Annotated in this window: 14 protein-coding genes and 1 pseudogene; 6 read left to right on the top strand and 9 right to left on the bottom strand. The window is 53.8% G+C overall.

From position 1 onward, the window contains the following. Positions 1 to 3 precede the first annotated feature (3 nt). Genes NL112_RS21345 through NL112_RS21335 form a run of 3 tightly spaced genes read left to right on the top strand, consistent with a single transcriptional unit; the run spans position 4 to position 7812 of the window. Positions 4 to 4305: an Eco57I restriction-modification methylase domain-containing protein gene (locus NL112_RS21345; RefSeq protein ID WP_254841524.1), complete on the top strand. Its 4302-nt coding sequence runs from the start codon at positions 4 to 6 to the stop codon at positions 4303 to 4305. Continuing rightward, positions 4298 to 7267, top strand: coding sequence for a DEAD/DEAH box helicase (locus tag NL112_RS21340; protein ID WP_254841523.1), 2970 nt, complete (start codon positions 4298 to 4300; stop codon positions 7265 to 7267). Before NL112_RS21345 ends, NL112_RS21340 begins: the two co-directional genes overlap by 8 nt. Next, positions 7264 to 7812, top strand: coding sequence for a TATA-box-binding protein (locus NL112_RS21335; protein WP_254841522.1), 549 nt, complete (start codon positions 7264 to 7266; stop codon positions 7810 to 7812). Before NL112_RS21340 ends, NL112_RS21335 begins: the two co-directional genes overlap by 4 nt. Before the next feature lie 33 nt (positions 7813 to 7845). Here the strand turns inward: NL112_RS21335 and NL112_RS21330 are convergent, their stop codons facing one another. Together NL112_RS21330 and NL112_RS21325 are read right to left on the bottom strand one after the other, a co-directional pair. Continuing rightward, positions 7846 to 9267, bottom strand: a complete 1422-nt coding sequence (locus NL112_RS21330; RefSeq protein WP_254841521.1) for an argonaute/piwi family protein — start codon at positions 9265 to 9267, stop codon at positions 7846 to 7848. Then, positions 9264 to 9620, bottom strand: coding sequence for a hypothetical protein (locus NL112_RS21325; protein WP_254841520.1), 357 nt, complete (start codon positions 9618 to 9620; stop codon positions 9264 to 9266). The genes NL112_RS21330 and NL112_RS21325 overlap by 4 nt, the downstream gene beginning before the upstream one ends. A 1-nt stretch (position 9621) precedes the next feature. Here NL112_RS21325 and NL112_RS21320 point away from each other — a divergent pair. Further along, positions 9622 to 9882: pseudogene (locus NL112_RS21320) on the top strand (IS701 family transposase); the annotation flags it as partial. Positions 9883 to 10096: 214 nt separating this feature from the next. On the opposite strand, the gene NL112_RS21315 reads toward NL112_RS21320, so the two are convergent. The 7 genes from NL112_RS21315 to NL112_RS21285 all read right to left on the bottom strand — a co-directional run bounded on the left by NL112_RS21315 (position 10097) and on the right by NL112_RS21285 (position 17493). Beyond that, on the bottom strand, positions 10097 to 10540 hold the full coding sequence (locus tag NL112_RS21315; RefSeq protein WP_246989449.1) for a MaoC family dehydratase: 444 nt from the start codon (positions 10538 to 10540) through the stop codon (positions 10097 to 10099). Between the two features lie 10 nt (positions 10541 to 10550). Further along, on the bottom strand, positions 10551 to 11756 hold the full coding sequence (locus NL112_RS21310; protein WP_246989448.1) for an acyl-CoA dehydrogenase family protein: 1206 nt from the start codon (positions 11754 to 11756) through the stop codon (positions 10551 to 10553). 30 nt (positions 11757 to 11786) lie between these two features. Continuing rightward, positions 11787 to 13436, bottom strand: a complete 1650-nt coding sequence (locus tag NL112_RS21305; protein ID WP_246989447.1) for a long-chain-fatty-acid--CoA ligase — start codon at positions 13434 to 13436, stop codon at positions 11787 to 11789. Between the two features lie 148 nt (positions 13437 to 13584). Beyond that, the gene (locus tag NL112_RS21300; protein WP_246989446.1) at positions 13585 to 14757 is read right to left on the bottom strand and encodes a thiolase C-terminal domain-containing protein; all 1173 of its coding nucleotides are present in this window, start codon (positions 14755 to 14757) and stop codon (positions 13585 to 13587) included. Next, entirely contained in the window at positions 14754 to 15188 is a 435-nt protein-coding gene (locus tag NL112_RS21295; RefSeq protein WP_246989445.1) for a Zn-ribbon domain-containing OB-fold protein, read from the bottom strand. Before NL112_RS21295 ends, NL112_RS21300 begins: the two co-directional genes overlap by 4 nt. Positions 15189 to 15298: 110 nt before the next feature. Next, on the bottom strand, positions 15299 to 16624 hold the full coding sequence (locus tag NL112_RS21290; protein ID WP_049987710.1) for a hypothetical protein: 1326 nt from the start codon (positions 16622 to 16624) through the stop codon (positions 15299 to 15301). 689 nt (positions 16625 to 17313) lie between these two features. Beyond that, complete coding sequence (locus NL112_RS21285; RefSeq protein WP_246989444.1) at positions 17314 to 17493, bottom strand: hypothetical protein; 180 nt, start codon at positions 17491 to 17493, stop codon at positions 17314 to 17316. A 225-nt stretch (positions 17494 to 17718) separates the two neighbouring features. Between NL112_RS21285 and NL112_RS21280 the strand changes: the two genes are divergently transcribed. Then, positions 17719 to 18015: a hypothetical protein gene (locus NL112_RS21280; protein ID WP_246989443.1), complete on the top strand. Its 297-nt coding sequence runs from the start codon at positions 17719 to 17721 to the stop codon at positions 18013 to 18015. Between the two features lie 370 nt (positions 18016 to 18385). Continuing rightward, positions 18386 to 20359, top strand: coding sequence for a 3-hydroxyacyl-CoA dehydrogenase/enoyl-CoA hydratase family protein (locus NL112_RS21275; protein WP_255152960.1), 1974 nt, complete (start codon positions 18386 to 18388; stop codon positions 20357 to 20359). Positions 20360 to 20778: the final 419 nt, after the last annotated feature.

Below are 20778 nucleotides of genomic sequence, written 5' to 3'. Positions count from 1 at the left end.
CGTATGCAAACGGCACTCACCTACCGGACGAATCGCGACCTGTTCTCGAACTACTACCTGGACGAGCACCTCCCCGAAACCGAGGTGTGGGACGAGCTTAGCGACGAGGACCTCCGCGAGGCGAAAGCGGACATCATGGACCTGTGGGAGCGCGAGAAGGGTACGGCTCCCAAGCGTAACGAGTCCCAGCTCGAGGAGAAGTTTATCCGGCCGATGTTCCGGAAACTGGGTATCCCCTTCGAGGTCGAAGAGAGTACCAGCCGGACCCAGCGCCGTCCCGACTATGGCTTCTTCGAGACCGAGGACGCCGCACGCGGTGCGTTCGAGCGCCGCGAGGAAGGTGGCGATTTCTACAAGGACGCCGTCGCCGTCGCGGACGCCAAGCGCTGGGGTCGTCCGCTCGATACCCGCGGGAGCGGGGAACACGAGCGGGACTTCGAGAACCCGAGCTACCAGATTCACGTCTACCTGCAGGAGACGCCGGCGCGGTGGGCCGTCCTCACTGACGGGAAGAAGTGGCGGCTCTACTACGGTCCGACGAGCCACCGCCTCGACTCCTACTACGAAATCGACCTGCCGACCGTCCTCGAAAAAGGCGATCTTGAAGATTTCAAATACTTCTACCTCTTCTTCAGGCACGGCGCATTCCTCGAGGACTCCAGCGGCGAGTGCTTCCTCGACGAAGTCTACGACGAGTCTAATGTCTTCGCCCAGGAGTTGGGAGCGGACCTCCAGGACAACATCTACGAGGCGATCAAGGTGCTCTCGGAGGGATTCATGCAGTACCCGGACAACGACCTCTCCGAAGAGGATCTCGACCTCATTCACGACAGTTCGCTCATCTACCTCTACCGGCTCATCTTCGTGCTCTACGCAGAGAGTGAGGGTCGTGACCTGCTCGATACGAACAACGAGATCTACGAGGAATCCTACAGTCTGAATACACTCAAGCAGGACGTCGCTGAAGAACTCGACAGCCCGAATCCGAAGTATCGCGACTGGCAAGACAACCTCTGGGACCGACTGGACGAGCTGTTCAAACTCATCGACCAGGGCAGTCAGTCGCGCGGTATCCCTGAGGAGGACCTTTACATCCCAGCGTACAACGGCGGACTGTTCAGAACTGACCCGGACGAGGACGACAGCGTCGAAGCCCGGTTCCTCGCGACCCACCAGGTCGGGGACGCCTACCTCGCTCAAGTGATCGAACTGCTCACCCGGAGTCAGAACGGCAACGGCGGCGGGAAGATCTTCGTCGACTACTCGTCGCTGGACGTCCGCCACCTCGGGAGCATCTACGAAGGGCTTCTCGAGTATCAGCTTGACGTCGCCGACGAACCGCTCGCGCTGGAGGACGGTGAGTACGTTCCCGCCGACGAGGGTGACGAGGTGATCGTCGAGAAGGGGGAAGTCCACCTTACGACCGGGTCTGGGGAACGGAAGGCGACGGGGTCGTACTACACGCCGGAGTACGTCGTTGAGTACATCGTCGAGGAGACGCTGGAACCGCTCGTCACGGACATCCGGAACGACCTTATGGCACAGAGTGCCCGAGGTGAGCGTGGCTTTGCAGCGGAATTCGCAGAGCGCATTTTCGACCTCAAAATCCTCGATCCTGCGATGGGAAGCGGCCACTTCCTGACGAGCGCAATTGACTACCTCGCTCGTGAGATCATCGATGCTCAGGAGCGGCAAGCTGCACAGCAAGGGATCGAGACTGTCGACGAGGAGCACGACATCAACTGGGCCCGTCGGCAGGTCGCACAGCGCTGCATCTACGGAGTTGACCTAAACCCGCTGGCCGTCGAGCTCGCGAAAGTGTCCCTCTGGCTTCGGACGCTCGCTGCTGAACAGCCGCTCGCGTTCCTGGACCACCACCTGAAGACGGGGAATTCGTTGGTCGGGAGCGACATTGAGGAAATTGAGGAACTGGAGTCCGATGCTGGTGGTGACGGGCAGAACGCGACACTCGCTGACTTCGGTGTGGCCCGGAAGGGGACCATCGAACAGCTAATGCGAATCTATCAGGACTTCATCGCCATCGAGAACCAGGATCTCGCTGATGTCAAGCAGATGGAGGCCAAGTACGACGAGTTTGAGCGGAATAAGCTTCGACAGCGGCTTGAGGCTATGGCGAATGTCCGTACAGCGGAAGACTTCGGATTAGACAACATTCCAGATGATGCCTACGAAAGAATGGCAGCTTCACTGGAAGATGATGAGGAATGGAACACGCTCGCTGAAATGCAATGGTATCAAGATGCTCAAAAGTGGGCAGATCTTGATAACTACTTCCATTGGAAGTTAGAATACCCAGAAGTATTCTATACTGCGGATGGGGAAGATGCTGATGATCCTGGGTTTGATGCTGTTCTCGGGAACCCGCCGTATATGCGGATTCAAACGATCAGAGAGGCAAATCCTGATGTTGCCGATTATTATATATCACGCTACGAATCTGCGACTGGGAACTTTGACATTTATGTTAACTTCACAGAACAGGGATACGACCTCCTTTCTGAAGACGGTATATTGGGTTATATTGAACCTCACAAATTCTTCCAAGGGGACTTTGGTGAGGGCCTTCGAAGTTACCTTTCTGAAGAACAGGCACTCTATCAAGTCACTTCGTTTGGTCACAAACAAGTATGGGATCAAGTTTCCGTCTATACCTGTATCCTATTATTGAGGAAGGGGAATAACGACACCTTCCAATACGCACAAACAAACCCTGAACAGCTGATTACAGACAAGTCAGTTGAACACCGAGAAATCCCCGCAGATTATTCAGAAGAGCCATGGATATTCCGTACTGAGGAAGTTAAGGAAGTACTGGATACCATAGAACAGGCAGGACCAACGTTAGAGGAAACTACGGACATATTTGTCGGGTTACAGACAAGCGCAGACCGTATTTACCTCTTAGAGCAAACTGGAGAGACAACAGATGATGGGCTAATCGAAGTAGTGGATCAAGTTGATGAGGAGACGTGGCATCTTGAACCTGATCTATTGAAACCGTTTCTTAAAGGAGAGGACGTACATCGGTATGAGCCTCTGAATCCGCGATACTGGGTGATCTTCCCGTATCATATCGATGGCGACAATTCAGAATTTGTTGAAGAAGATGAATTGGAAAAGAAGTATCCGAGGACCTACGAGTACCTCAAGCGACATGAGGAGGATCTTAGAGGGAGGGAGGGTGGCAAAATGGACCATAATCGGTGGTACGACTATGTCTATCCAAAAAATCTGACGGAGTTCCAGAAAGAAAAGATCGTCACGCCAGAGATCAGCTATGGCCCCAACTTCACGTACGATCCTGATGGGACTTACCATACTACGAAGGTTTATGGCCTCCTCACGCAGGAGTCAACACAGCTCTCACCAGAGTACATATTAGCAGTCTTGAACAGCCCCGTTCTCTGGTTCTTCCTAAGTAACACGGGCTATACTCTGCGAGGGGGATACTTTACCTTCAAGACCAACTACCTCAATCCCTTCTCTCTCCCAGAGATCTCAACTGATGCAGATGAGGCTGCTTTGAGTCGGTGCCACGAGTGGTATGACGAATTCGTTGAGGGCAGTACTCAGGTGAGATGTCCGGTGCTGACGGATGAGCTTGAAGTTAGTAGTGGGGCCACCCATGATTTCCTCGGCTTCCTGGTTGAGGAAATAATCCGTCTTAAAAACCAGCACCATGAGCTGAATCTGAATATTTTAGACTACTTTGGCTCCTATTCAGACGGAGATCAATTAGGTGAACTCGCTGAGTATCAACCTCCGACTGGAGTTGGCGATTCAATCATTTCGGAGACCACTGAGACACAGGACAGCCTTAGGGCTGAAGACGTGAGGGTCAAGGAGTCGGGTTCCAAGATTACGATCGATATTACTGCACGGTACAAACCCGAAGAACCGGAGGAATATGAAACCGATCAGTGGGGGTACACAGAGACTGATTACTATTCGGCAATGGAATTTGTAGGCTTAACTGAGGAGAAAGCGACTCTAATCAAGGAATTCGTTCCTGTGGCCATTGAGAGAGGTGACGGATTCGCTGGCTTCCGTGAGACGGCAACGAAAACCAACTCGCCTGTTGATAGGCTCGAAAGTCTCACACTCCCCGAGTTATCTGATATTTCCGATGGCTTAGATCGATATCTTACGACTAAGGAACGAGCTGATGAACTGAAGGACAAAATTGAGAAATCAGATAATCTTGTAAATCGTATTGTTTATACTCTCTATGGGTTTGAGGAGGATGCGGTCGAACGGATTGAAAATACATTAGAGGATGACTGACTTTGAGGTCGGCGATCAAGTCAAGTACGCCGGCGGACGTGGAGAAATCACGAAAATCGAGGAACGGCCCAACGGCGGGCACCTCCTCCATGTCTACACCTCGGAGGGCCAGCTCCGCAAACTCCCCAGCGGCCTCCCTCACATCGAGAAACTCGATTCGCTTGTCGACCGGCTCGCAGCCGGCCAATCCGACGCCCCGCTCCATTACGATCTTCGGGAGCGGGCGATCCGACTCGATCTCGCCTACAAGTACGACCGATTCCTCTCGCTGACCAGCAACCGCATCGAGATCGAACCCTATCAAGTCCAAGCCGCCTACGAGATTCTCAACTCCTACGACCACCGCTACCTCATCGGCGACGAGGTCGGCCTCGGGAAGACCATCGAAGCCGGGATCGTCATCGAGGAGCTCATCGCCCGCGACCGCGCCGACCGGGTGCTCATCGTCGCGCCGGCCCCGCTGACCGTCCAGTGGCAGGAGGAGATGCGCGAAAAGTTCGACCGCAACTTCGTCATCTACGACCGTGAGACGGTCCGTACACACCGGAAGTCCCATCCCAACCAGAACGTCTGGAAGCAAGAGGACCTCATCATCACCTCCATCGACTTCGCGAAGCAGACCACCGACGACCCCGAGTCGGACCGCGTCTCCGTCCTCGATGCCCTCCAGAATCTCGACGAGGAGTGGGACGTTGCGGTCTTCGACGAGGCCCATCACCTTACAGCCAGACGGTCGAGCGACGACTCAATCGAGCGGACACAGCGATACCAAGTCGGTGAGGCCGTCGCTGACAACTCCGATGCGTTGCTGCTGCTCACCGGGACCCCGCACAAGGGGAAATCAGACCAGTTCTACTTCCTCGTGAGCCTGCTCGATCCGTATCGCTTCAGCCACGAGTCGCAGATCAGTCCCGAGGCGCTTGAGGACCTGATGATCCGCCGTCTGAAGGACGATATGTACGAGACCGACGGGACCCGAATGTTCCCCGAGAAGAACATCGAGGCACTCCCGGTCGAGATGACTCGCGAGGAGCGGAAGCTGTACGACGACGTCACCGAGTACATCCGCGAGTACTACAACCTCGCCCAGCAAGAGGAGAACCAGGCGGCGGGGTTCACGATGGTCATCTACCAGAAGCGGCTGGTCTCGAGTATCTACGCGATTCGGAAGTCCCTCGAAAACCGGATGCGGGCGATTCAGAACGACGCCGTTGCCGAGGACCTCCCCGATGAGGTTCAGGACCTCATTCCGCGGTATAGTACCGAACCGGAGACGCTGACCGATGCAGAACGCGCTCGGGTTGAGGAAGCGCTTGAAACGGTCACGATAACGCTCAATCAGTCGCAAGTCCAGCAGGAACTGGACCGCGTGAAACAGCTCTGGCAGCAGGCCAAGAACATCGAGACGGACTCGAAGGCCCGATTGCTCCGGCAGTTCGTCGACCGTATTCTCTCAGAGGACCCCGACGAGAAAATCCTGATCTTCACCGAGTACACGGACACGCTGGAGTATCTACGTGACGGGGTCTTCGCTGACCACGACGTCGCCCAGGTGTACGGCGACCTCGAGCAGTCCCGTCGACGGGAAGAGATGAGCAAATTCGAGGAGGAGGCCAACCTGATGCTCGCCACCGACGCCGCACAGGAGGGACTCAACCTCCAGTTCGCCCACATCATGGTGAACTACGACCTCCCGTGGAATCCCATCAGGATCGACCAGCGGATGGGGCGGCTCCACCGCTACGGCCAGGAGCACACGGTCGAGATTCGGAATCTCTTCTTCGCCGATACCCGCGAGAGCGAGATCCTCAACCTGCTCATCGAGAAGACGAACCAGATCGAGTCGGACCTCGGGATGCGCTCAGATGTCCTCGGTCGCGTCCTCGAGGACGTCGACCTGGACGAGACGATTATGGCGGCCATCGCTGAAGGGGAGCCGACTGAACGTGTCGTCGCCGATATCGAGGCGACCATCGAGGAGAAACGCGAAGCGATTCAGACCGTCGAAAACGAGTTCCTGATTCGCGACCGTTTCGACCTCTCCGGCAAAGACGATGAGATTCTCGACGTGATCGAACGCAGTCAGCACGGCGAGGTGTCGGAGGACGATATCGAGACGCTCGTGCGTGTGTTCTTCGACGAATTCGGCAGCTCTATTAAGGGTGTTCGACCCGGACCGGCCCGGATGGAAGGGGACGTGTTCCAGTTGGATGTCCCTGAGGTGCTGAGTGGAAATCAGGTAGCACGACAGTACCCACGCGCCACGTTTACCAAGGATATCGCGATGGAGGAGGATGATGTCGAGTTCATCTCGCTTGACCATCCTCTCGTCGAGTCGCTCATCGAGTTCTGCTTGGACAGCGACCGGATCCAGGGTGAAATTGCGACGAAGGTCGCTGCGACGGCGTCTCGAACCCCTGGAATCCTGTTTAATTACCGCCTTGGCTACGTCTCCGGTGCCGGCGACGTGGTGACTGAGAAGTTCGTTCGCCTCTACGCTCGCCCGGATGGCAGTGTAACGACGGATGTTCCCGAACTCTCGAAGACGGTCGCTCCCAGTGACGTCTCGTTGTCGCACGAGGTTGATCGGCTCTCGAGTATGGCTGAGGACCTCTACGATGCCGCAGAGATGGAGGCGTGGACGCACGTTGAGTCGTTTGCTGAAGAGGCCCGAACCGAACGAGAACGGGAGATCGAAATCAAACGTGAGCACGCTGAGCGATACTTCGAAGAGCAAATCGAAGAGTGGGAGGAGCGGTTAGAGCAGTACCAACAGCGGGCTGAGCATGGTGCGGATATGTCTGCGCCGATTGGGAACGCGAAGCAGAAACTCGAGAGTCTCCGACGAGAACGTGAAGAGGAGCTATCCAGGCTTGAGGAAGAGAAGCACGTTACTCCCCAAGAACCGGAACTAGTAACAGCGGCGTACGTCGTCTCTCCTACAGAGGCAAAGGACGAATGATCTCTATTGCGAACGCTGTCGGGTCGGGAGATTTGGGTGTGGAACTCGACGTCGCCGAGGTCGAGTCCGATTTGGATCTGCCGTACACCGAATACGACCCTTCGAACTACCATGGTCTCTACCTCCGGCTTGTTGAGGGTGGTCCGCTTATCACGGTTTATCGGAGTGGGAAATACATCATCAGTGGGTGCTCTACGTTCGAACAGTTGTACGAGACGAACGACACCTTCCTCATGTCACTATCCGACCTGGACATCGTAGACGCAGAGACTGAAACAGGATTCACGGTACAGAACGTGGTCTGTACGGCCCAGCTGGATAATCCGGTAGATTTGAATACGCTCTCTATCGCGTTAGGTCTGGAATCGGTCGAATATGAGCCTGAACAATTCCCGGGTCTCATCTATCGGCCTGCCGATTACCCAGCTGTCCTTTTGGTATTTGCTAACGGAAAGGTAGTTGTCACAGGTGCCTCTGACGTTGGTATCGCTGAAGATGTGTTCGAACATCTCCAGAAGCAGGTGACCATCTATCACGAACAGTAACGTCTATATTGATTCTGTTATTGTTTGACGAATTTACATATAGTAGTAATATTGCTTGTCGGCTTCAACAGGGTCAATCCCTTGTTCAGAGATTACGTTGCTAACTTTCCGCGGAACCTTGAGAGTGATCGGTTCCTTGACGGCGAAATCGGATGTATTCCAATCTAACTTCGTCAGGAAGAGGATTTCTTCGCAGAGTGTTTTATAGTCGCTCTCGGTTTGGATATCTGGTCTGATTTCAATCGGTTCAGGAATGTTACTCCCTTCATAGGTCGCCACCTCTGGGACATACCCCGTGGTGTAGAGGTAGTGGACGTCGTCGTCAGGAACGGAAAGCAACGTTCCTCGAAGTGGCGGGAAGTCACCGTCCGGGAATAATCTCACTCCCGTCCCACGGGTTCTGATGTGAACATAATCGTGCAATCTGACCTCTTCCGCACCGGCCTGGAAGCCTTCGCGTTCCTCGTCCCAAAACGGAGAGGACTTGTGAATGACTATCCGCTCAGGAACCGAGCCGCGGTTCCGTTTTTTGTAGTAGTTGACAATCTGTTCAGCGATGTTCTCAGCTCCCTTTTTCGAGACGTGTGGTTGCCCGTTTTCGTCCTCTGAGATGTCTTTCAATGGCTCGCTCTGGATGATGTTATAATCTTTCCTGGCGAACACGTGCGCTAATGCCGCACGAACAACGTTCCCATCTCCATCCTTGTCACGGTAAAACGAGAGCCCAGCATAGCAGGTACCGTGGTCCATCTTCTTAGTTTTCCACGGGTGCCCTCGTTGTGCCTTGTAGAGCAATCCGAGACTGAGATTCCATGCTTTCGTCGCTCTGTCCTGCGGAGACGTTGTATTCAACGTCTCTGGCTTGATCAGTTGTGTCGGGATGCTATTCTCCATCCCGGCGATCTTGATTTGGCTATGGAGGTTTTTCCCACCAACAATCACGTCACCGTGTTTGCCGTCTCGTAATTCCTCCATGATTCCGTCTGGAATGCACACAACGATGACGTCGGGTGTCGGGTCATCATCCGATAACCAATCGATCTCCTCTCGAACTAAACTCAGGAACTCTTGGAACTTCCCTTCCTTCGTATTATGTGCCTGCACCGACCGGATCTCGCCCTTCAGAATACGGTAACGCCACCGCTCAGGAAAGGCGATTGATGTGTTCAGGTTGGATCGAGAATTCAACCCAGGAAATGGGATACGCCAAGGACGGATCTTATCGTCGTCTAAATCGGGGTGAATGACAGTGCTCCAATCAAGGAATAGGTCGTCAAGCAATCGAATAGATTCGGCATCACCGATGGCAGCTACGTTGATTGCTTGATGTTCGTTATTCTTTAATCGAGGTCCGTATTCCATCAACCCACGCTTCGGAGAAACGTCCGAGCCTCCGTTGAAATGGATCTCTGGCTCCTCCAGACGAGTGATCTCAAAGGTACCTTGCTCTGTCATTCTGTATCCTCCGGATTGATTGCCCCTTTCAACTGATTTTCAACGAGTTGATTTCGCTCATCACCTGATTCCGGCGGTCGAACGCCCTCTAGAATGAGATCCTCAACCCGCTGGATTTGTACTGTCTGGAGGTTGCTCGGCAGTTTGAATCGGGTTAGAGATTGTTCCAAGGCCAGCTCTGATAACCAGATTTCGACGGTGCTGCTCTTTCGATTGTTCTGTGGGAAATTCCCCGGGTTGAACCGATCTGAGAGGTACTTCTTGCGGTGTCCAGAAACTAACTCTTGACCATCTTTGGTGAATTCCGTTGTCGGGTAGAGGCCGAGATAGTAGTGCTCAGTGAAGAATTTCACAAAGACGGTGACTGAATACAACTGGGATGAACAGCAATTCAACCACGAACGCCTCGAAGAACTCCAAAAACACGGTGAAACGCGCTGGTCGAAGGATGGTTACATCATCCTTGACGACACCTTCACCGAGAAAGCCGGGGACGAAGTCCCCCGCATTGGCCGCTTCTACGATCACGCTGAAGGTGATACTGTCTGGGGCCAAGACCTCATCTACGCCTTCTACGCTGACGACAAAACAGTCTATCCGCTTCGAGCGAACCTCGAACATTCCCTGAAGGAAGCAGTGTACAACCTTCTCTCGTGGGTTCGAGACAACGATGATTGTGGCCCTTATGGAAGAGATCGACCACCTCTTCGTTCACTCAACCGCCGACGCTAACGTGCAAAGCTGAGTATAGGACCGCTAAACCGTATTTTGACGAGTGTCTAAACAACCCCGTCCTTCAGAATAGAACGGTGGACCAACCATGCTATTCCTATTGCCGTTCTACTAGAACATTATTGGTTACCCGAAGGACAACGGAGTCGTGTTGATTAACGACCTTCCGCATAATCGTCACGAGTCCTCGGGAAGGATTGGATTTTGATGGGCGCTTCTCAAGGATTTCAAGTGTCGTGGAAAGTATATCTCCGGGACGAACAGGATTCGGGAACTCTGCTTCGTCAAAACCGACGCTCCCCAGCAGGTGGCTTTCTCGAAAGAAACTATCGACAACCTGTTTCTGGGAGAGTGCAAAGGTTTGCAGTCCACTGGCGATTACGCCATTAAACGGCGTTTTCGCTGCTGCCTCTTCGTCAATATGGAACGGAAGCGGATCGTATTTCTGCCCGAACTCAAGGATTTCCTGCTTGGTGACTTCGACATCATCGGTTTTGTGAGTTTCGCCGACGATGAAATCGTCGTAATATTTATAATCCATCTTATTTTGTCTATAGGAGATCATTTTGCTTAGCGATCGTGTTGAGTTGGATCTCGTCAGTTCCTTCTACGATCCGAAGCACTCTAGCTAGATGGAGATGATCAACAAATGGATTGTCCTCTGATAGGCCGTTTGCGCCGTGAATCTGGACCGCGTTGTCCGCAATTTCCCAGAAAGCGTTAGTCGCGAACCAATGGAAGATCGAGACATCCTCAACGATGTCATTACCCTGATCCAGATTCCATGCAGTTCGTAGGCCCCCAGCGTCTGCCATATACGTTTTTGCACGTCCTCGTGCATACATGCTTGACACCTGCTGGAATGACCCGATGGACTCCCCGAACGCCTCACGTTCCCGTGCATACTCCCTGCTCTTCTCAAGCAGATACTGCGAGTAGCCAACAGCTTCTGCTCCGAGTTCGAGTCGACCCATCGTCAATAGTTCCATTGCATCTCGAAATGCGCCATGCTTGGGGCCAAGAACGCGTGATTCAGATACGGCAACGTCGTCCAGAAGGATTTCGGCTTGCCAACCCTCCAAGCCAATAGCGTTGTTGACTGATCCGACTTCGAACTCGTCGCGTTCGACGATGAAACAAGTGATACCATCGTATCGCCGATCGACCTCCGCCAGCGGCTTTGTCCGAGCCAGCACAAGGGCGAAATCGCAGAATGCCGCGTTCGTAATCCACTGCTTTCGGCCGTTGATTATCCATTCGTCGCCGTTCTTTTCAGCTTCGGTCGACATCGAGGGTGAGTCAGAACCGACATCGGGTTCAGTTTGACCGAATGCAGTCGATTTCTTACCACGCACGACTGGCTTGAGGTACCGTTCGACCTGTTCACCCTCAGCAAGACCCAATAGCGCATTTGGCCCCTCCGGCCCCTTGAGGACATGCTCAGAGAGCCCTCGTCCCTTCGAAGCGACGTGGCGCTTCACTGCGTACCACGTTATTTTTGAGACCCCTTGGCCACCAACCTCTTCGGGCATATGCATGGCGTAAAACCCCGCCTCACCACTCTTTTGACGAATACTCTGAATCGCTTCGAGTATCTCCTCGGTGGGTTGACCGTTTGCTCGTCGACCCAAGGTGGGATTGTTAAGTTTCGATTCAAGGCCACTCGCTAAGGGGGCGACCTCACGCTCAATAAACTCATCAAGGCTGTTCAATACGAGCTGCGTCTCTTCGTCAACGTCGAAATTAATGCCTGTCATATCCCTGTTTGAATGTCGTCTAAGATGCTGTCAATCGAGATATCGACCTTCGTACTCTTCGCGGATTACTTTCTTGTTGTTTTTCCCCACACTTGTTTTTGGAATTTCATCGGTAAACTCAATTTCATCGGGGAGCTGCCAGTCGGCGAACCGCTGGGAAAGAATTTCATCGAGTTCTTCACGATTGAAATCGTCTTCGACCTCAACAAGTGCGAATGGGCGCTCTTCCCATTCCGGATGTTCAAGGCCAACAACGCACGCGTCTCTGACATTCGGGTGTTCGATGAGGAGGTTTTCCATGTCGACAGACGAAATCCATTCCCCACCGCTTTTAATAACATCCTTGATACGGTCAGTAATCTTTAGATATCCTTCCTTATCGATTACCCCGGCGTCGCCGCTTTCCCAGAACCCATCGTCAGTGAACGAATGTTCCGTTCGGTCGTCGTCATAGTAACTGCTTGTCACCCATGGACCACGGATGAGAATTTCTCCGGCGGATTCACCGTCGTGTGGCAGTTCCTCGCCTGTGGTAGGATCGACTATTTTCATCTCGATACCCGGGACAGTCAGTCCCTGCTTGCGCCGCATATCGAGCTTTTCTTCCTCAGAGAGGTCTTCTTCAAGCGACGGCTTGATGAAGTTCATCGTTACCAGCGGGGTCGTCTCAGTTGCGCCATATGCATGGACGATCTCTGCCCCCGTGAGTTCTTTGTATCCCTGCATCATGTCCAGCGGCGGCTCTGTTGCTCCAGACATCATCTGTAGATCGTTCCAGTTCGGGATATCGTCGAGATCTCGAATGTAATCGAGCATCGGCATAAAAATAGCTGGTGCCCCGTTTGTTACGGTCGCGTCCTCGTCACGGATGAGATCAACCAGCGGTTCGGGATTTTCCGCCTGATATCGGCCCGGGAACGCGAGCTTTGCGCCAGCGTACGTCGCAGCGTAGGCCAGTCCCCAGCCCTGTCCATGGAACATCGGCGTGATTTGAGCGACTGAGTCCTCATGTGAGATACCGACGGAGTTCGCCAACTGCATCGTGTGTAGGTAGATGTTCCGGTGGGAATAGTACACTCCTTTGGGACGCCCCGTCGTTCCAGTCGTGTAGCAGGCACTGTATGCCGATGTTTCGTCGATGTATGGCCAATCGTACTCCGGCTCCGCCTCAGTTAATATATCTTCATAGGAGAACGTCGGCTCGAGATCGGTTTCGACCTCGTCGAGATCGTTATCAGTCATGACGACGAATCCCTCTATGGAACTGACCTCGTGGGCGACACCTTCAGCGACTTCCAGAAGGGATTCGTCGACCACTAAGAATCGCGGTTCCGAGTGATTTAACACATACTGTAGTTGATCTGAATGCAGTCGGAGATTGAGCTGAAGGAAAACGGCACCGGTTCCGGGAATACCGAAATAGCATTCATAGTGACGGTGATCATTCCACGCAAGTACACCTACGCGATCTCCGGCCTCAACACCCAACTCTTCGAGGGCATTGGCCAAGCGCTGCATCCGTTCGTACGCCTCTCCGTAGGTGTACCGGAACTGGTCTTCACCTGTCCCTGAGACGATTTCCCGATCAGGAACGTTTCGTGCTGCCGCCTCGATGAATCTTGTCGTGTTGAGCGGATATTCGTCTCCACTAGTCGATGGGAATCCATCTATGACCTCCATGAATTCTTGTTATGTGCCCCCATATATATAGGTTCGGGGTAACAACCTATTCTGCTGTTGCCGATTGGGAAACAATTTTCAGAGGTGTCTACCGACAGATCTTCAGATAGGAAGGTGAAACCGAATATCTAGTAAAAACGAAAAAAGTTCAGCGGTTACTGAGGATCGTTACTGTCGATACGCCGCCTTCACCTACAAGTGCGCCACCCGAGTTCTGGGCTAATCCAATAGACGGATTTTCAACCTGCCGGGCTCCCGCCTCGCCACGGAGTTGCCAGACGAGTTCACAGATCTGGGCCACCCCCGTTGCTCCCACGGGATGACCGCGTGACTTGAGTCCACCACTTGGATTAACCGGAGTACGACCATCGAGCATAACGTCACCACTCCGGACGAGTGAAGCACCTTCCCCTTGATCCGCTAACCCGAGTCCTTCATAATGCATTAGCTCGCCGATGGTAGCCGCATCATGAACTTCGACAACATCCAGATCATCCGGGCCGATACCAGCCTCACTGTAGGCCTTTTGGGCCACGCGTTCGTCAAGTTCTTCACGCCAGAATTCGACCTCCTCAAGGTAATTGCCGCTCAACATTTCGGCAGCATCGACGTAGATTGGTTCTTCAACCAACTCTTCGGCGATTTCGGTGCGTGCGATGACTGCTGCTGCTGCTCCATCTGACATTGGACAGGCATCAAGCAGCCGGATAGGATCGGAGATTGGGCGGGATTCAAGGATGTCGTCGCGGTCAACGTTGAGCTGAAGATGTGCCCGTGGATTTTTAAGCCCATTGTCATGATTTTTGACCGCGATGTCGGCCAATTCCTCGCGTACATTACCGAACTGATTCATGTAGGCGTTAGCGCGCATCCCGTAGAGACCCATGAACGTCATCCCCATTGCACCCTCAACTTCTGCGTCCGCCGCACCAGCCATATCTTTGAGAGCAACCTCCGTCGGGACACCAGTCATTTTCTCAACACCCATAGCGAGCACGATATCGGATTCGCCTGATTGAACTCTCTTATAGGCCTCTTGGAATGCACAGGTTGAGCTGGCACACGCGTTCTCAACTCGGATGATCGGGATACCTGTTACCCCTACTTCTCGGAGTATTGCTTGGCCAATAACACTGGTTTGATCCTGAGCAGTAGTAGCGACATTACCGATATACGCTTCCTCGATATCATCTGGTTCAACGCTCGAAGACAAGAGCGCTTCACGAACGGCTCTGCTCCCAAACTCAGTTACGCGCTGTCCCTCCAGTTCGCCGAAGTCGGACTGACCGACGTTGACGACAGCTACTTCGTTTTCAGTCATTGTTCTTCCTCCATGGGGCGGAACATATGGCCAAACAACGGTTCACCGGTCTCCGTATCTGTCTTGATTTTTTCAAGTACCAGTTCCACTTGGTCGCCAACTTCGAGTGATCTTTCTTTCCACTCGGTGAAACGGGAGTAAATCTGTACGTTTTCCAGGTTCACAAAGCCGAATGCGTACGGCGGTTCGATTCCTTCTTGACCAGTATGTGCGACGGTGTAGGTCTCGAGTTGTCCTGTTCGTGCAAGTTCGACATCAGAGACGTTGTCCGAAAGACAATTGCGGCAAAACGGCCGAGATGGAAAGACAACGTACTCGCACTCGGAACATTCGGTCCCTATCAGCACTGGATTGTCATCGGCGGCAATACGAATCGACCCGTCAACGACGAGTCCCGACGACTCATTATAGTCGGGATGCACTTGTCGCATACGCTCCCAAATTGATGCTGTGCATATAAGTGTTTGGCCGGTAATGCGGGGTGCTGAGGAGTACTCGGGTGAAACGCAGAGCCTTACCCGCTGCTTCCTCCTTCTGATTCTTACGCCGCCTGAGTTACGTGATCTTCTTTCCGGGGCGGTAGCGGCTGTGTCGAGGACTCACCCAACACCTGCTCAAAGCTAAATGAGCCGTGGCGGTGAGCGAAGCTCTCCGCCGGCTCGCCGTTTGTGAACGTCGACATCGATTCACGCAGCGCCAACAACGATGTACGCGCGCGTGCCGCATGGCACCGCGCGTACGGGACTCCAAGGCCGTATTTCAGCCGCCAGTTCCCCCCTTCGATTGCATTCGTACTCACTGGCCCATTGAACTCTTCTTCGTCCTCGTCCCAGAACGATGGGTGCTCCTCACGGAGTGTCGCCACTATCTCCTCGTACGCAGTCTCGTACTCGTCTTCGAGATACTCCCGCAACTCCTCTAACTCGCCCGCCTCGTGCAGTTCGGACACGCGCTCGTCGCTGCGAGCGCGTGTCCGGAGCTTGTGGACGAGACACTTCACCCGATCCGGCAAGATGTCGTTGTAGCAGTCGTTGTCGTCGGTGAGCCAATAATCCACACCCAAGAGCGGGAAGACGAGCGCGAGCGCCAGCGCTCGCGCGAAGGCGGTGTTCCGACACTGGAGTCCGGCGAAACAACCCAGCTGAGTCAGATAGGAACATCCGACAGTGAACCCTTCCGGCCACTTCTTCGGGTTTTCTCCCTCCTGTTTCCGGCGCATATTTTCCTCGTAGAGGTCTTTCTTTGCGCCCTTCTTCGCCGGATAGGTCTCGTCGGCGACCCCGACGAGACCGTCGATGTCCTCGGCAGCGAGTTCGTCGGCGAACTCGGTTTTGAGTTCGTCAACGGTGCTGACACCGAACAACAGCGAGAGGAAGTTCATCGAGAGGATGCAGCCGGCAATCGTGACGCTGTGCTGCTCGGCGACTTCGTCGCCGAACAGCTCGGCATAGCGTTGGATCGTATCGCGGTCAACCTGGAGACCGTACTGATTCTGAAGAATCCGTTCGCACGCGTGGAACGGATTCTTCGCCGCATGGAACAGGCAGAGATCAACGACTGGTTTGGCGTATTCACAGTCCTCGTAGAACAGCTCCCCGATATCGCCATCGTAGGAATGTCTGCACTCGGAGCACTGATACCGCTGAATCTCGACAGTGATCTCGTCGAAGCCATCCTCGGTGATGAGGATGGCGAAGAGCCGATCCGTTCGGTAGCCGTTCTTCCAGACCGTGGTTTCACCGCACTTCGGACAGGGCCGCGGGTCTCCGACCCGCTGGCCCTGAAACCCGCGAAACCAACTCTGAAACGCATGAATTAGACCGAGTGGTACGAGGCTGTTCAGCGTCTTTTCTTCGGTTTCGTGCATGAGTAGTGGCCAGTAAGAGAGGGTGGTATTTCACTCCCGTTGCAGACACCACCGTAATGCGGTGGTGCAGTATCCATTGGGGGAACGCGCAGTCGCCCTGTTTCTGCTCGTTTCGGGACGCTATGCTGCTCCTTTCGAGAGACCGTGCTGACGAGACGGGCCAGTCGGTGACGCCGACTGGCTCATCACATCCTCGCAGGTGAAGTTCCCAAATCATTGGGTGAAACTTACCTGAGGACGCCTATTGCGGAACAAATCGTACATCGCGTGGAGCGCGAGTAGAGCCGTACGCACGTTTGGTACCGCGTGTACGGCGTTCGGAGTCCCGTATTTCAACCGCCAGTTGCTGCCCTCAATCGCATTTGTACTGACCAGACCACTAAACGTCTCGATCTTTTCGTCCCACAACGCCGGGTACTTCTCGCGGAAGACCATGACTCATTCCGCGTACAACTCTTCTTACACTACCGGGAGATAGCTGTGGTACTTCTGAACCTCTTGACAGCTCTGGGGGCTACGACAGCCCGTCCGATTATACGAACTGTCGCAACTCGTGGACGAGACACGACTCTTTGTGCGCAACCGTGTCGTTGTAGCTAGATTCACCACTGGCAATCCATTAGTCAACTCCCTCAAGTGGAGGCGACAAGCATGGCTGTGAGCAGCCACGCGAAGTCGGTGTTACGACACTAGAGGCTGGCGATACAGCCCAGTTGCGGGAGATAGCTGCCGGCGACGCAGAAGCCGTTGCCGGACGGCTTCTTCGGCTCTCCGGGTGTCTTTTGCTTGGCGTGCTCCTCGCGCGATGGCTTCTTCGCTCCCTTCTTAGCCAGGGTAGTCTCGTCCGCAACCCCGACGATACCGACCACGTCTTCGGCGGCCAGTTCGTCGGCATACTACTCACAGAATTCCACAGCGGTTTCCGTTCCAAACAGAAGCGAGAGGAAATTCAGCGAGAGTGGTTCGTCGGCGACCGTCACCCTATCGATGTAGGAAACATTTTGAGAAATTGTCGTTTTGAGTTGGTGAGTGTAAGTCGTTAACGTTGCGTTACGGGCACGGTTCCTCAAGATCATGTCTGAGTTACTACCGTGATGGTCGTTGACTCGGCCACTAAACAGTTCAGCGTACCGCTGGATTGTATCCCGGTCAACCTGGATGCCGTAGTGGATGTGGGGAATCCGTTTACTCCGGTTGAACAGATTCTCCGAGGCATGGTAGAGCCAGAGGTCGACGATTGGTTTGCAGTAGAGACAGTCCTCGTAGAACCGTTCGGACATCTCTGCGTCGACCCGTTTCTCGTACTGCTTGCACCAGTATCGCTGGATGGTAACCGTTACGTCCTCAAAGCCGTCCTCAGTGATGAGGACGGCGAAGCGCCGTGGGCGTGAATCATGTTTGCGGTAATCGCTTCCCCTGTAGTGTGGACAGGGACGCGGCTTGGCCAGCTGCGTCCCTTCGTAGCTTCGTATCCCGTCGTGAATCGAGTGGGTTAGCGGTAATGACACTAGCGCGTCGAGTCCTCTTCTCTGCCGGCTGTTTCATGCCCTCTAGAAGCCCACCGAAGATCGCACTTTCCACTACATCACCAGCAGCACCCGGTAGTACCTCGAATGAGATTAAACCACTAGAACGTGATTTTCCTATGGTATTGTGAGAGGCCTCGGAAGAGCAATAGAGCCAACCAATGACCGATGAAGCATTAGAGACTAGGGAAAATTATAACAAGGCCGGCGGAGACATCTTAATCACGGTGAAAAAATGAGTGCGTCACTAACCGAAAGTGTAGAGACTGTGACTGTCGTCGGAGGCGGAACAATGGGCCATGGTATCGCTCAAACCTTTGCGATGTCTGGATACGACGTTACGATTATCGACATCGACGAGGACGTCTTGCAAACCGCTCTCGAAAAAATCGAAGGAAGTCTCGAGAAACTCACTGAGGATCCGGATGCCGTATTAGCACAGATCGAGACGACGACATCAGAGGAAGAAGCCTACGGTGATGCCGATCTTGTCGTCGAAGCAGTGCCTGAGAACATCGACTTGAAACAGGATGTTTTTGGTACGATCGATAACCACGCACCGGAAAGAACGATTCTAGCGACCAATACTAGTACTCTCCCGATCACCGAAATTGCGTCCGCGACGGATCGACCGAGCAAGGTCGTCGGCCTGCATTTTTCCAATCCCGTTCAGCTTATGGACATCGTCGAGGTTATCCGGGGTAAGGAAACGGCCAACGATATATTTGAGGCGGCTGAAACAATCAGCGAGGCGATTGGCAAGACCCCAGTACTCGTTGAGAAGGATATCCCTGGATTCCTTATCAATCGGATCAATCTCCGATTCTGGCTTGAGGCAGTTCGTCAGGTTGACCAAGAGGGGCGAGACAGGAAAACAATAGACGCCGCGATCCGGCGAATCGGCCTTCCAATGGGGCCGTTCGAGGTTCTCGACTTCAGTGGTATAGATGTCGCTACCATGGCTGCCCACTCGATGCAAGATCGAGGGGTCGACCTGCACATCCCCGATCTGCTTGAAAAAAAGGAGGAGGCCGAGAATTACGGTATGAAGACCGGTGAGGGTTTCTACACCTATCCAGAACCAGGGGAGTACTCACGTGTTGAGATTCCACAGGAGCGTCGCAATGACTTCGATCCGAAACATCTCGTCGCGCCTGCTGTTAACGAAGCGGCGTGGATGCTGGCGAACGACGTGACCACGAAGTCAGAGATCGACAAGGCGATGCAAATCGGAATGAACTGGCCGCGAGGCCTCCTCGAGATGGCTGACGAGTACGGGATTGACCGACTTGTCGAGACGCTGGAAGAATTGCATGCCCGGTCGGGTTGGGATGAGTATGAACCCAACCCATCCCTTCGTGAATTGGTGGCGAACGAGGAACTCGGGCAGAAGACAGGAACCGGCTTCTACGAGTGGGAATACGAGCAGGCGGAGTTCGAGACGGTTAGATATGAGCGACGCGAATACGCTGCATGGATCACGCTCAACAGACCAGATCGACTCAACGCGCTTGACAAGTCGAGCTGGAACGGTCTGAAGGCCGCTCTCGAGAAGGCAGCGAATGACGACGAAGTGCGAGCGACAGTTCTGCAGGGAGCAGGACGAGCATTCTGTGCTGGCGACGACATCGCGGAGATCCAAAGCCTTGAGTCGACAGAGGACGCCAGGGAAATGTTCGAAGAGGTCCTAGGCCCGACGGTACAAACGGTTCGCAATCATCCGAAACCGATAATTGCGGCAGTTGAGGGAGCTGCTAACGGCGGGGGGTGTGAGCTCGTTCTACTTTGCGATCTTGCAGTCGCCTCTACGAACAGTAGCTTCGCGCTTCCAGAAGGACAGATCGGGGCGCTCCCGCCAATCGGACTCACATACGGTCGGATGAGTCTCGGAAAGAAAGAGATCATGGAAATGTCGTTGACAGGCGATCAATTCACCGCTACTGAAGCGGAATCGATGGGAATCGTCAATTACGCAGTTGATGAAACGCAGGTAGAAGATATCGTTCGTGAACTCGCTCATTCGACGACTGCATCGGGACCGAAGTCTATTAGCGAAATGAAAGACCTATGGACAGGGATGGAAGACGATCTGCTGGAAACGTGGTTTGACGAGGCGATGGACCGACTCGTCAAACGGACGCAGTCGGAAGAAGCTGAGAAGGGACTCGCGGCGTTTCTCGAAAAACGCGAAGCGGACTGGAAGCGATAGAGAGGCCCCGACGGAACTGCACGAATATTGACTGGTGGATACTAACGAATTCGGTCCCGGTGAATCGCTGGATAGCGTCGGTTTCTACCGTTAGAACTAGGGAGATAAAGCGGGAAACCGCCGATGATTATGTCAAAGATCCCCCGCTTCACGAAAAATATACGGAAAGTTCCGCGAACTCGACCTGATATGTACGGTTCACAACATCAGGCAGGCGGTGGCATAGTGAAATTAAACTACGTCCGACGATTCATCACAGCCATTTTAACTAATACCACAGGGGGTGGATTGAATACCGCATCAGGTCGCACCCCCTTCGTATTACTAAAGACTAATTTGCGCATCGTCTGATGGCAGCGAATAGGCTCACTACAACAATGGTCGGACCCTAGATTGTTGATATTATCAACACCAGCTAT

Source organism: Halorarius halobius (assembly GCF_024298865.1).
In the GTDB taxonomy this organism is placed as follows: Archaea; Halobacteriota; Halobacteria; order Halobacteriales; family Haloarculaceae; genus Halorarius; species Halorarius halobius.
The sequence above is the reverse complement of the archived record's forward strand: the minus strand, read 5'-3'. Positions and strand labels throughout refer to the sequence as shown.

What these genes read in the sequence shown, in the direction of transcription:
- NL112_RS21345 (WP_254841524.1), top strand. Translation starts at nt 4, where the DNA reads ATGCAAACGGCACTCACCTACCGGACGAATCGCGACCTGTTCTCGAAC.
- NL112_RS21340 (WP_254841523.1), top strand. Translation starts at nt 4,298, where the DNA reads ATGACTGACTTTGAGGTCGGCGATCAAGTCAAGTACGCCGGCGGACGT.
- NL112_RS21335 (WP_254841522.1), top strand. Translation starts at nt 7,264, where the DNA reads ATGATCTCTATTGCGAACGCTGTCGGGTCGGGAGATTTGGGTGTGGAA.
- NL112_RS21330 (WP_254841521.1), bottom strand. Translation starts at nt 9,267, where the DNA reads ATGACAGAGCAAGGTACCTTTGAGATCACTCGTCTGGAGGAGCCAGAG.
- NL112_RS21315 (WP_246989449.1), bottom strand. Translation starts at nt 10,540, where the DNA reads ATGGATTATAAATATTACGACGATTTCATCGTCGGCGAAACTCACAAA.
- NL112_RS21310 (WP_246989448.1), bottom strand. Translation starts at nt 11,756, where the DNA reads ATGACAGGCATTAATTTCGACGTTGACGAAGAGACGCAGCTCGTATTG.
- NL112_RS21305 (WP_246989447.1), bottom strand. Translation starts at nt 13,436, where the DNA reads ATGGAGGTCATAGATGGATTCCCATCGACTAGTGGAGACGAATATCCG.
- NL112_RS21300 (WP_246989446.1), bottom strand. Translation starts at nt 14,757, where the DNA reads ATGACTGAAAACGAAGTAGCTGTCGTCAACGTCGGTCAGTCCGACTTC.
- NL112_RS21295 (WP_246989445.1), bottom strand. Translation starts at nt 15,188, where the DNA reads ATGCGACAAGTGCATCCCGACTATAATGAGTCGTCGGGACTCGTCGTT.
- NL112_RS21290 (WP_049987710.1), bottom strand. Translation starts at nt 16,624, where the DNA reads ATGCACGAAACCGAAGAAAAGACGCTGAACAGCCTCGTACCACTCGGT.
- NL112_RS21280 (WP_246989443.1), top strand. Translation starts at nt 17,719, where the DNA reads ATGGTCGTTGACTCGGCCACTAAACAGTTCAGCGTACCGCTGGATTGT.
- NL112_RS21275 (WP_255152960.1), top strand. Translation starts at nt 18,386, where the DNA reads ATGAGTGCGTCACTAACCGAAAGTGTAGAGACTGTGACTGTCGTCGGA.